The sequence below is a fragment of the Azotobacter armeniacus genome (genome assembly GCF_054779355.1).
Genome location: NZ_BAAGYK010000021.1, coordinates 76,828 through 89,556 on the forward strand (window position 1 = coordinate 76,828; position 12,729 = coordinate 89,556).

Annotated in this window: 12 protein-coding genes; all 12 read left to right on the forward strand. The window is 56.8% G+C overall.

Features of this window, described 5'->3' with window-relative positions:
• Positions 1-35 precede the first annotated feature (35 nt).
• Positions 36-1,211 carry a DegT/DnrJ/EryC1/StrS family aminotransferase gene (locus ACYVD0_RS05405; protein ID WP_460425856.1) on the forward strand — a complete coding sequence of 392 codons (1,176 nt, stop codon included), beginning with the start codon at positions 36-38 and terminating at the stop codon, positions 1,209-1,211.
• A 71-nt stretch (positions 1,212-1,282) separates the two neighbouring features.
• Positions 1,283-2,263 (forward strand): glycosyltransferase family protein, encoded by a 981-nt coding sequence (locus tag ACYVD0_RS05410; protein WP_460425857.1) that lies wholly within the window; start codon positions 1,283-1,285, stop codon positions 2,261-2,263.
• Between the two features lie 45 nt (positions 2,264-2,308).
• Positions 2,309-3,436, forward strand: a complete 1,128-nt coding sequence (locus ACYVD0_RS05415; protein WP_460425858.1) for an FAD-dependent oxidoreductase — start codon at positions 2,309-2,311, stop codon at positions 3,434-3,436.
• Positions 3,437-3,667: 231 nt separating this feature from the next.
• Entirely contained in the window at positions 3,668-4,462 is a 795-nt protein-coding gene (locus tag ACYVD0_RS05420) for an NAD-dependent epimerase/dehydratase family protein (RefSeq protein WP_460425859.1), read from the forward strand.
• On the forward strand, positions 4,459-5,295 hold the full coding sequence (locus ACYVD0_RS05425; protein WP_460425860.1) for a sugar phosphate isomerase/epimerase family protein: 837 nt from the start codon (positions 4,459-4,461) through the stop codon (positions 5,293-5,295). Before ACYVD0_RS05420 ends, ACYVD0_RS05425 begins: the two co-directional genes overlap by 4 nt.
• Positions 5,292-5,648, forward strand: coding sequence for a DMT family transporter (locus tag ACYVD0_RS05430; RefSeq protein ID WP_460425861.1), 357 nt, complete (start codon positions 5,292-5,294; stop codon positions 5,646-5,648). The genes ACYVD0_RS05425 and ACYVD0_RS05430 overlap by 4 nt, the downstream gene beginning before the upstream one ends.
• Before the next feature lie 154 nt (positions 5,649-5,802).
• Positions 5,803-7,812 (forward strand): hypothetical protein, encoded by a 2,010-nt coding sequence (locus ACYVD0_RS05435; protein ID WP_460425862.1) that lies wholly within the window; start codon positions 5,803-5,805, stop codon positions 7,810-7,812.
• Positions 7,813-7,870: 58 nt separating this feature from the next.
• A complete protein-coding gene (locus ACYVD0_RS05440; RefSeq protein ID WP_460425863.1) occupies positions 7,871-8,098 on the forward strand; it encodes a hypothetical protein in 228 nt (75 codons plus the stop codon).
• Positions 8,099-8,154: 56 nt separating this feature from the next.
• Entirely contained in the window at positions 8,155-8,973 is an 819-nt protein-coding gene (locus tag ACYVD0_RS05445) for a glycosyltransferase family 2 protein (RefSeq protein ID WP_460425864.1), read from the forward strand.
• A 224-nt stretch (positions 8,974-9,197) separates the two neighbouring features.
• Entirely contained in the window at positions 9,198-11,279 is a 2,082-nt protein-coding gene (locus tag ACYVD0_RS05450) for a polysaccharide biosynthesis protein (RefSeq protein ID WP_460425865.1), read from the forward strand.
• A gap of 192 nt (positions 11,280-11,471) precedes the next feature.
• Positions 11,472-12,362 (forward strand): glycosyltransferase family protein, encoded by an 891-nt coding sequence (locus ACYVD0_RS05455; protein ID WP_460425866.1) that lies wholly within the window; start codon positions 11,472-11,474, stop codon positions 12,360-12,362.
• An 87-nt stretch (positions 12,363-12,449) separates the two neighbouring features.
• On the forward strand, positions 12,450-12,729 hold a 280-nt coding region (locus ACYVD0_RS05460; RefSeq protein WP_460425867.1), incomplete at its 3' end, for a glycosyltransferase family 2 protein.

The window sequence follows — 12,729 nt, forward strand, 5'->3', positions numbered from 1 at the left end:
CGATATGGCGCGATTGCCCTGGAGGGTTTTCGACGATGCAGGACAGCCCCTTCTCCCCCTGGCCCAGCTTCACCGAGGAAGAGGCCGACGCCGTGCGCGCGGTGCTCCTCTCCAACCGGGTCAACTACTGGACCGGTCAGGAATGCCACGAATTCGAGCAGGAGTTCGCCGCCTGGACCGGCTGCGCCCATGCCGTCGCCCTGGCCAACGGCACCGTGGCCCTGGATGTGGCGCTCAGGGCCCTGGGCATCGGCCCGGGCGACGAGGTGGTGGTGACGCCGCGCACCTTCTTCGCCTCGGCCTCCAGCATCGTCAATGCCGGCGCCGTACCGCTGTTCGCCGAGGTCGACCGCGACTCGCAGAACATCACCGCCGAGAGCATCCGCGCGGTGCTGACGCCACGCACCCGGGCGCTGCTCTGCGTGCACCTGGCCGGCTGGCCCTGCGACCTGCAGCCGATCATGGCGCTGGCCGAAGCCTATGGCCTCAAGGTGATCGAGGACTGCGCCCAGGCCCACGGCGCGCACTACCGGGGCCGTTCTGTCGGCAGCATCGGGCATGTCGGCGCCTGGTCGTTCTGCCAGGACAAGATCATCAGCACTGGTGGCGAGGGCGGCATGGTCACTACCAACGATCGGGCGCTGTGGTCGAAGATGTGGTCGCTCAAGGATCACGGCAAGAGCTGGGAGGCGGTCTACTCGCGCCGCCATACGCCGGGCTTTCGCTGGCTGCACGAAAGTTTCGGCGGCAACGGGCGAATGATGGAAATCCAGGCGGCGCTCGGCCGCATCCAGCTGCGCCGCATGCCCGACTGGCATGCCCGGCGGCTGGCCAACGCCGAACGCATCTGGAGCAACGCACGGCGCCTGCCGGGTCTGCGCGTGCCGAAACTGCCGGCGGACATCGAGCATGCCGCCTACAAGTGCTACCTGTTCGTCGAGCCGCGGCAGCTGAAAACCGGCTGGGACCGCGAGCGCATCCTCGGCGAGATCGTCGCGCGCGGGGTCCCCTGCTTCTCCGGCAGCTGCGCCGAGGTATACCGGGAGCGGGCCTTCGACGGCACCGGCTGGCACCCGGCCGAACGTCTGCCGGTAGCCCGCGAGCTGGGCGAGACCAGCCTGATGTTCCTCGTCCATCCCACGCTGAGCACCGCAGAGATCGAGCGGACCTGCACAGTGCTGGGCGCGGTGATGGACGAAGCGGCCCGCTGAGCCAGTCGGCGTCACAACGGGCCGGCTCCGCGCCTGCGGCCTGTCATCCAAGTACTGGAGGGTTTCGAGCGATGTTTTTCCCTGTCTTCCTGACTGTGGTTTTCGTCATGCGCAACCAGGCGCAGTGCCTGGAAAAGCTGCTGACGGACACAGCCGATGAAGTCGCCGCGATCACCAGCGATTATGAGCTGGTCATCATCGATAACGCCTCCCATGACGACAGCATGGCGGTCCTCCAGCGGCTCACCGGCGAAAATGGACTGGCCAACTTGCAAGTCTATGTCCTGAACAAGGAGGTGGACGCGGATACCGCATCCTGGGTCGGCCTGGAGAATGCCCTGGGTGACTATATCGCCGTCATCGATCCGTTGAGCGACGACATCAGCTTTCTGCCGGCCATGCTCGAGCGTGCGGTAAACGGCGCCGAGGTGGTCTTCGCCAGCAATCAGCAGAAGCCCGAACAGGGCCTGGCCTATCGGATGGCCTACGCGGTCTTCAACACCCTCTACCGCTGGTTCAACGGCATCCACCTGGCCAGGGAGGCACCCCAGTACCGCATCCTCAGCAAGCGAGTCGTCAACTTCATCCTTCAGCATCCACAGCCCGCCGTCACCTACCGCCATCTTCCCGCCAGCGGAGGGTTCACACGCGCCAATCTCAGCTACAGCGCGCCACCCAAGGGGCAGGCCAGCAAGCATCTGTTCGACAGCATCGACCGGGGCATGCGGCTACTGGTTTCGACAACGCATGCACCCATGCGTCTGGTGACCTCGCTTTCCCTGTTCGGGGCCATCGCCAATCTCTTGTACTCCCTCTATGTGATCGCAGTCGGCCTTTTGAAGGCCGACATCGCTCCCGGCTGGATCAGCGTCTCGCTCCAGCAATCCGGCATGTTTTTCCTGATTTCCCTCGTCCTGCTGGTATTGGGCGAGTACATCCTGACCATGGCCAGCCTGTCGAATGAAGGCCCTCTCTTTTGTGTAAGCCAGGAGTTCACCAGTGTCCGCATGGTGCGGCGTGAGAGGCTGAATGTCGAAGAAACGGTGTCGTAGTCGATGAAAGACGCCAGGCCCCACTGATATCGAGCAAGCCTTTCGATGCCCACTTCAGCTCCAGATCAAGATGCCATTGTGATCGGTGGCGGGTTCTATGGGTCCGTCATTGCCATTTACCTGGCCAGGCAGCGTGGGCTCAAACGCATTGCCCTGATCGAGCGTGAGCCAGCACTGTTCATGCGCGCCTCTTATAACAATCAGGCCCGGGTGCATAACGGCTATCACTATCCACGCAGCTTCACGACCGCCTATCGTAGCCGGGTCAATCTGCCCAGGTTCGTTCGCCAATGGCCGGACGCGGTGAAGCAGGACTTCGTCAAGCTCTATGCGATCGCTCGTCATAACTCGAAAGTCACCGCCAGACAGTTCGAGCGCTTCTGCCGGGAGATCGGTGCCACGATCCAGCCGGCAGCCCCGACCCTGCGGGCGCTGTTCGAACCTCACCTGATCGAGGACGTATTCCTGGTCGAGGAATACGCTTTCGACGCAACCCGGCTGGCCAGTTGGGCCGAGCGCGAACTGGAGGCCTGCGGCGTGCAGATCCGTTATGAGACGCGGGTTACCGAAATATTGAGAGGTATGGACAGCAGTCTCCGCGTAGCCACAGAAACGAACCGGGCGGCCCGGGAACTCATCTCCTGCCGCTATGTATTCAATTGCACCTATAGCGGGCTCAACCAGTTCAAGGGCGATTTTCCGGGGACCCAAACCGGCCTCAAACAGGAAATCACGGAAATTGCCTTGATGCAGATGCCCTCCTCTCTGCAAGGGCTGGGCATCACGGTAATGGACGGGCCTTTCTTCTCGATGATGCCCTTTCCCTCGCGCGACCTGCATACCCTTAGCCATGTCCGCTACACCCCGCATTCGTATTGGATCGATAAACCAGGAATCGATCCTTACCAGAAACTTGGACAGTACGACCATGAAACCCGGGTCGATCGCATGCGCAGGGATGTGGGGCGATATATACCCGCCGTGTTCGAAGCCAGCCATGTCGACTCTCTATTCGAGGTCAAGACCGTATTGATCAAGAATGAAAGCGATGATGGACGGCCCATCCTTTTCGAACAGCACCGCGAGTTGCCGGGTTGTTATTCCGTGCTGGGCGGAAAGATAGACAATATCTACGACGCACTCGACAGGCTCGATGAACATGAGATTATTTAACAGGTTTACGCCCGGCTCTTTTTTGGATAGAGCGACGATAGCCTTGCGTTATTGAATTATAACCATGCACTTCACCCTGCTGGATTCTTGCCTTTTTCGTAATAGCGACTCCCGATCTTAAAGACCGCCTCCTGCTTCGGGATTCCTTCTTGAAATACCTGAACACACGCACCTGCAAAGTTCTGCCACTCTTTTCGGACAAGCGCATTGAAATAGTGAAGGCCTACTGCAATGACTAATGCACTGATCGGCTTTTCCGGATTCGTCGGCTCCACACTGATGGTCCAGACCTCATTCGACTCCCGTTACCGCTCGACAAACATCCGGGATATCGAGGGCCAAACCTTCGATAGCATTGTTTGCGCTGGCGCTTCTGCTCAGAAATGGATCGCCAACAGGGACCCGGAAACGGATCGGCGAAATATCCAGGACCTGATTGCCCCTCTGGAAACCGTGCGCTGCCGCAGGTTTGTCCTGATCAGCACCGTCGACGTGTTCAAAACACCTTCAGGCATTGACGAGGACAGCCCCGTCGACGAGTCGGGCCTGCATCCCTATGGCCTGCACCGCCGCCGGCTCGAGCAATTCGTCGAGCATCACTTCCCCGAGCATCTGATCGTCCGCCTGCCGGGACTCGTAGGTCCCCGCCTGCGCAAGAACGTTGTCTTCGACCTCTTGAATGACAACAACCTCCAGTCGGTCGATAGCCGCAGCGTTTTTCAGTTCTATCCGATGGTCAATCTCTGGTACGACATCGAAACCGCGCTTGCTGCCGGTTTGGAGTTGCTTCATCTCACCGCAGAACCGCTCAGCGTGGCGGAGGTTGCACGGCAAGGCTTCGGCACACCTTTCGACAATCCTTTGGCCAGCCCTCCGGCGACCTACGATATGCAGACTCGCCATGCGCGGATTTTCGGCAGCACCGGCCGTTACCAGTACAGCGCGCGTGAAAGCCTGCAGGCCATCAGGACTTATGCACAGTCCGAGCCGCCCACCCACGAGTCCGGCGCGGAGCCGAAGGCATGAGACTGGCCATTTCCAACATCGCCTGGGACCGCGACGAAGACCCAGCAATCGCCAGGCTGCTGCAACACCGGGGAATCGATGCGATCGATGTCGCCCCCGGCAAGTACTTCCCCGAGCCCGGCAAGACAACCGACCAGGATGTTACCCGCGTCAGACAGTGGTGGTCCGAACGCGGCATCGAGATTACCGGCATGCAGGCGCTGTTGTTCGGCACCCGGGGCCTGAACCTTTTCGGCCCGCCGGAGGCTCGCAAGGCGATGCTGCGCCATCTCGCTGCCGTGTGCCGCATCGGTGCGGGTCTTGGAGCCCGGCGACTGGTGTTCGGCTCACCGAAGAACCGGGACCGCGGCGGGTTGAGCGACCAGGCAGTCATCGACCTGGCGATTCCGTTCTTCCGGCAATTGGGCGAGATCGCCCAGGCCGAGGGCGTGACGATCTGCCTCGAGCCCAACCCCACCCGCTATGGCGCGAATTTCCTGATTACCAGTGCTGAAACCGCGCAGTTGGTGAGGCTGCTCGCCCACCCGGCCGTGCGGATGCAACTGGATACGGGGGCTCTCACCATCAACGGCGAAGATCCCCAGACGGTGCTGCAGGACTGCGCGGACCTGATCGGGCATGTTCACGCCAGTGAGCCCGACCTGCTGCCGCTGGGCGACGGAGGAGCCGACCATCCACGGTTGGCGGACGCCCTGGAGCGGACCCTGCCCGGCCATGTGGTGACCATCGAGATGCGGGCGACCCAGGATGAAGCGCACGCAGCCTCGATCGAGCGCGCCCTGAATATAGCGATTCGCCATTACCGTGACCATGGGAGTGCACTCAGGCCATGAAGTGGCTCATTCTGATACTCGGTATCGTCGCCAATGCTTCCGCCAGCGTTCTGGTCAAGATGGCCATGATGCCTCCGCGAAAATTCCCCTCCTTCGAGGATCCCCTGGCGGCCTTGCACAATTGGCCATTCTGGCTGGGCTTGGGACTTTATGGGGCTACCTTCCTGCTCTACGCCGCAGCCCTGGTCCGCCTCCCCCTGAATGTTGCGCATCCAATCCTGACCGCGGGAGCCGTGGCGACCGTTGCCCTGTTGTCGTTGCTGATCTTCCGTGAGGCTTTCCACTGGACGACAGGGGCCGGGATCATGCTGGTCATCGCAGGTGTGGCGCTAATCACGGCGCGCGTGGTCTGAAAAGGCCGCCAGCGGATCGCTGCCCGGCGCCTTGTTATGAGCTCCACATGAAAGATGCCCTCATGCGAGCGCATATCCCGCGGCTCCTGATAAAGCCATATGCCATTATTCATTCAACTGCACCCGTAGTGGGTGGTCATCGAAAAGCTGAACGATGAGCGAATCCAAATTGGTGTTCGACTTTTCCAGATGGCTGGCAATAGGCGCTATCCTGTCTTTCATTCTATGGTCAGTTGCTTATTCCATGACCGCAGCAATCAATGTACCAACATCTCATTTGGATGGTGCATTCCAAACAGCTAGCGGTCTATTCCGAATTGATTCCGGCCACATTCCAGGAAAAGACTTTTTACCATACCTTGGCGTTGGGTCTCTTCTCGCGCTATATCCCGCTTTCAAATTATTTGGCTCGCATCTTTCCGCCAGCGTTTTCTCCTCGCAATTCATGACGTTAATGCTAGGAGGGCTATCGGTATCACTGATATGGCACTTAATCTTTCGGCCAAAATCATTTTTCACTTCTCTCGCGGCAGGTTCTGTTTTTTTTGCCACACCAATATGGATTGCGACTTGCTTTTCATTTTCTCTACCCCAGCCACTTAGCTTTTCCGCTTACCCAGGAATATCATTGCGACCAATCAGAGCTGTCGCACCGTACCTGATGGCACTTATTTATTATTTCTTGATTTTAAATATCAAATCAGAAAAATTAAAATTTACCTTGAGCGGAATAACTACAGGGACTGCTTTATTGTGGTCGAACGACTTTGCAATTCCGTCCGCCGGATTGTTCGCGCTCCTTATTGCCTCAAACGCCATCACAAAAAAACAATTCAAACTGAAAAATGCACTGCTTTATTCTTCCTCTGCACTCTTGTCATGGATAATCTTTCTCGAACTAATAAGTCTTGGTCATTCACTGGCCTTGCTGAAATACAATTTTCTTGATGTGGCAAAAGATCAATGGTGGTTCTTTGGGCCCTATGGCGAATCAACTCGTATTTTTAGCCCACACCAAATTTATAGACTCATCTCCAAAGGAAATATACTTCCTCTCACCATTATAGTGCTAACCACTGTCGTCGCCATAAAAACCAAGCGAATCGAGCACATGCTAATTGCATGGATTGGTGCTGTTTTATTGGCTGGCGGTATTCTGGCATCGGTTGGCGGTCATCTTGGCGACTATTATTTTCGAGGATTTTGTTTTTGGGGGCTGGCGACGTCAGTTTTCACAATTTTAAGACTGGCCTATCTCAGAACAGAGCGAAAATTCAAATCAATTAATCAATCATTGAGGAGCATTGAGCTTTCCGCTGTATTTATTTCTTTTTTAATCTCTTTTTCAATTGCCACACATGCATGGTGGTCCTATAGATCCAGTCTTGCTGCAGCAAAAAATGACGCTAATCGTTTTTACGTGTCCGAACTTGGAGGGTACCTTGGCTCAGAGTGGCGAGACTATATCAACCTGGTCAGAAAAACAAATACGAAGCATGTGATAGAGGAGTACTGGGGATTATGGAGTGCCACGCGCAAGATTTTTCCTGCCTGGCCTGTCGACGCCGTTATCCATGCTCTTGGCCGCACAAGAAAAGTGGCAATAGAAAAACTTAAAGATGCGGAAGTCATTATCTCGACCCGGAGCTCAAAATCTCGAGAATGGCAGCCTTGGAGTGTTAGTCAAAACTTTTGGTTCTACGATGAATTATTGAGTAACTGGACCCCGCATAAAATGTCGCCAACCACTATCGTCTGGAGAAAAAACGATCAACTCCGCTTACACAAAAGCATCGAGTGCCGCCCTGGACATGACGGTCGCTCTTTGGTTCTAAGCAGCACAGATCCTGGTTTTTACAGAGTAGAGATGGAATATGTCTTTCACGAAAAGGGAAGGCATCTTTTGATGGCCAGGAATGATTTGTCATTTGGTGCCGATGCGGGTGGCCGTGTCTCAATTGATCCTGAAGGGAATAAGGCTAAATTTCCAGTCTACATTTTCCGAGCTGAAGAAGCTGTATTGGATATCTCTGTCGCTGGAAACGGTGAGCATGACCTAAGTATAAATAAATGTATTTCCAGCAAAATAGAACCAATTAGCAATGAGGTGCTCCATGTGCCGGACCCAATCAATAGTAATTTAATTTTGAAAGACGAAAAGTAGAAATTTTAATAAAGCACCGGTGAAGTAATGCATAATTTTTTATGCCGAAAACCATTTTTTGCTGAAAGATGTCAACCAGATCGACGTGTGTCTTGAGCGATGGCGATTTACGCAAGATAACGCATATAACTCTTCATCCAGCCAGGACATCTGCTTTTTCCATCCCCGCTATGCAACCCTGGTGTTTTCGCTGCCGTTCGGGCTTTTCGCGGTCGGCTTCATTGCCAGGCTGTTCGACTCCCAGCATCGGTTGAAAAATAATGCACACGCCCTTACCCCTTCCTGATGTCGACGCTCGCGCCGAGCAGGCTTCCCCAAGCCTTTTCATTGAAAGAAATGACGATGACTTCCGATAACTCAGCTGCTGCCCGCAGCAATTGGCAAGTTCCCGCCTTTGAAACGCCCTTATGGCTCGGCCGACGCCATCCCTGGTGCGTCGTGATCCCCGTCATCGATGAAGGCGCCAGAATCCAGAACCTGCTTTCCAGAATGGCCGTGCTCGACATCACCGCTGTTGCCGACCTGCTGATCGTGGATGGCGGCAGTACCGACGGCTCTCTGGAACTGGAAGTCCTGCAACAGCAAGGCGTGCGCGGACTGCTGGTCAAGACCGGCCCTGGCAAGCTGAGCGCCCAGCTTCGCTGTGCCTATGCTTTCGCCCTCGACCAGGGCTATGGCGGCATTATCACCATCGACGGCAACGACAAGGATGACCCGGAAGCGATACCCCGCTTCGTCGAGGCCCTGAAACAAGGAGTTGATTTCATTCAGGCTTCCCGGTTCATCCCAGGCGGGGGTGCAGAGAACACGCCCCGGTCGCGATATTTCGCCATCCGCCTCCTGCATGCGCCACTGCTCAGCCTGTTTTCCGGGTTCCGATGGACCGATACCACCCAAGGCTTCCGTGCCTACAGTCGGAAAATGCTGCTCGACCCCCGGATCGCCCCGTTTCGCGATGTCTTCATGAGCTACGAACTGCTCGCCTATCTTTCCTGCCGCGTGCCCAGGCTGGGCTATCACTGTATCGAACTACCGACCGTCAGGCGCTACCCGAAAGATGAAGTGCCGACCAAGATCGGCGCATTCAAGGGCAACCTCTCGCTGCTGCTGGTGCTGTTGCGGGCATGTGCCGGGAAATACGACGCCGGACAGAACGGCTAGGGCCAGGCACAGTGCACCACCTCGGAAAAAACCGGTTCGCACCGGATAATCCGCGTCAACTTCCTCGGCCACTCCGGCCCTCTCAGGCCCATTTCCCCCTACAAGACCAATGGCCGGCCCCTGTCACTCATCCAGGACTGTGTCACGTACTCAGGGACAGAACACTACCTTCGTATTCCTGCCCTTATCGGCGGATGTCATGTCTTAATGGAGTCCATCGTCCGATGAAATCGCAGCTCAAGGAACCTTCTCAACCCATTCGCCAGCGCCTGCTCAACCTGTCCCATGGCCAAAAGCGACTCATACAGGTCAGCGTGGACGTCCTGCTCGTCTGGCTGGCACTCTGGCTGGCGTTCTACATCCGCCTGGAGGACATGAGCCTCATCCAGCCCTTCGGCGGCCATGCCTGGCTGTTCCTCTCCGCACCCGCCGTCGCCCTGCCGATCTTCGTGCGCCTGGGCATGTACCGCGCGGTCATGCGCTATCTGGGCAACGAGGCCCTGCTGACCATCGCCAAGGCGGTCACCCTGTCGGCGCTGCTGCTGGGTCTGGTCGTCATCCTCCATGGCAAATCAATGCTGCTGATTCCCCGCTCGATGATCTTCAACTACTGGGGCCTGAGCCTGCTGCTGATCGGCGGCCTGCGTATCGCCATGCGCCAGTACTTCACCGGCGACTGGTTCAACCTGCGCGACCTGTCCTTCCGCCGCCACGATGACTGCCTGCCCAGGGTAGCCATCTACGGCGCGGGCTCGGCCGGCAACCAGCTCGCCCATGCGCTGCTCATGGGCAATGCTCTGCGCCCAGTGGCCTTCATCGACAACGACCCACACCTTGCCGGCCGGGTGATCGCCGGCCTGCCGGTCTATGCCCCCGAGCAGCTGCAGCGCATGCTGAAGGAAACCGATGCCGCGGAGATTGTCCTGGCGATACCCTCCGCCAGCCGCAGCCGCCGCCGCGAGATTCTCGAGATGCTGCAGGTTCACCCGATGCCGGTACGCTCGATGCCCAGCATCGCCAAGCTGGCCTGCGGCCGCTTCACAGTGGACGACCTGCAGGAAGTGGACGTCGCCGACCTGCTCGGCCGCGATGCGGTACCCCCCCAGCCCGAACTGCAGGAGCGCTGTATTCGCGACCAAGTGGTAATGGTGACCGGCGCCGGCGGCTCGATCGGATCGGAGCTGTGCCGGCAGATCCTCGTCAACGGGCCGGCCACGTTGATCCTCTTCGATCACTCGGAATACAACCTGTACAGCATCCAGGGCGAACTGGAGCAGCGGATTCTCCAGGACGGCCTGGCGCTGCGCCTGGTGCCCGTCCTCGGCTCGGTCCGCCATGGCAGTCGCCTGCTCGACACGCTGCGCCACTGGGAAGTGGATACGCTCTACCACGCCGCGGCCTACAAGCATGTGCCGCTGGTCGAACTCAACGCCAGCGAGGGTGTGCTCAACAACACCTTCGGCACCCTGCGCACCGCCCAGGCGGCGGTGCGCGCCGGGGTACGCAACTTCGTGCTGATCTCCACCGACAAGGCGGTGCGCCCCACCAACGTGATGGGCGGCAGCAAGCGCCTGGCCGAGATGGTGCTGCAGGCCTTCTCCGGCGAGCGCGAGGTGGAACTGTTTGACGAGCCTGGCCTGCCGCCGCAGCCCAACCGCACCCGCTTCACCATGGTCCGCTTCGGCAACGTGCTGGGCTCGTCCGGCTCGGTGATCCCGCTGTTCCGCGAGCAGATCCGCCGCGGCGGGCCGATCACCGTCACCCACCCGGAGATCACCCGCTATTTCATGACCATCCCCGAAGCGGCGCAACTGGTGATCCAGGCCGGCGCCATGGGCGAAGGCGGCGACGTCTTCGTGCTGGACATGGGCGAGCCGGTGAAGATCCGCGAGCTGGCGGAAAAGATGGTGTGCCTGTCCGGCCTTTCACTGCGCACGAAAAACACTCCGGACGGCGACATCGAGATCCGCTTCATCGGTCTGCGGCCGGGCGAGAAGCTCTACGAGGAACTGCTGATCGGCGCCGGCGCGACGCCGACCAGCCACAGCCGGATCATGCGCGCCCACGAGGAGCACCTGCCCTGGCAAGAGCTGAAACCACGCCTGGAGGCGCTGGTCGAGGCGCTAGACGCCGACGACTTTCCGCGCATCCGCGAGCTGCTGCAGCGCACCGTCAGCGGCTACCGACCGAGCCCGGAGATCCTCGAACGGCACCCGCAGGAACAGTCGGCCAGTTGTCACACAGTCCCAGCCTGGATCCACCTCGTCGTCCCGCAGGACGCCCGACCCAACAGCGAAAACCCCTGATGATTCTTTGATCTTGCCCAGCAGTCGTGGACAGGGTTCAAGCAGTCATTTGGGCCTCGAAGGCTTCTGGGCTACAGGTGCCGTCGCCTGGAAGCGGCGACAGTCTTGCGCTTGCAGAGCAGTCCTGTTTGGCGCAGGTCGACGATTGTTTTCGTCGACCGCAGAGATGCAAGCCCCTAAGGAAAGCCTTATATGGACGCCTCCCGGAAAGGCTTCCCTACTGATTGGAAGAGAGCACTAAAGCATATGAGCAACATTACCGTAAATATTACAACCACACATAACAGATTAGACCTGTGCTCACAAACCGTATGGTCACTTTTAAACCAGTCGGTCCCTCCCGAAAAAATAGTGATCTGGGTTTCGAAAGAGGCATACCTCATAGATAAAGGGGTAGACAAAGCGCCGGACTGGATGCTGGATCTGAATAAAATAAAAAAAATAATAGAGTTTAGATGGACAGCCAATACCGGCCCCTATAGAAAGCTATTCCCTGCCCTTGTCGAGGCAACTAAAGATCAGGTTATCGTCTACGCTGACGATGATACGATTTACAAAGAAAACTGGCTTAACCTGTTAGTCACCAAATTTCGGGAGCACAATGAAGAAAAAATCGTGGCCTCACGCGTCAGAATCAGCAAGCGAAACATCTTTGGCCGTCACAAGACTTATATGCTTTGGCCTATATCGCAAAAAGAAATCGAGCTTGATAGCGATTATTTGATCACTGGCGTAGGTGGAGTGATTCTTAAAAAGAAGCATATCAAAGAAAAACTCTTGAACAACCAGGACTACTTGAAAATCTGTCCGAAAAGCGATGATTTATGGATAAGCGAAATAATCGCCCGGTCCAAAACTCCTGTTTTGACATGCCCAGAGGCAATGCGTGAAATTCTCTTTATTCAACATGAGCACGGTTTGGAAAAACAAAACACCTTGGTCTCGAAGAACCTTCTTGGCAAGGCTTTGAATAAGGCAAAGGTAAAAACTCTCGGCCAACTGGGAGTTTCAGTTTGCAATAATGACGAGTCATTCAAAAGGATTAAGCGATATTTTGAAGAAGCCGACAAGGCTTCTCTGTGAACTGCGCGAAACAACGATATGACTCAACATTCAGCCAAACAGTCGCCCCTACCTCTCTCATTCACTTACCCAACCAAGGAAGACATCATGAACCCAGAGAAAGTCAGCATAATCATACCCGTCTACAATGTTGAGCCCTATCTTGCACAATGCCTGGACTCAGCCATCCACCAGGATTATGACAATATAGAAATCATCGCAATCAACGATGGATCCACCGATGCAAGCCTGTCAATACTTGAGGAATTTCGCACCAAGCACAAAAACATAATAATTAAAAACATAGAAAATCAAGGAGTATCAGTCGCCAGAAACACGGGGCTTGAAATCGCAACTGGCGAATATATTTCATTCCTGGACAGCGATG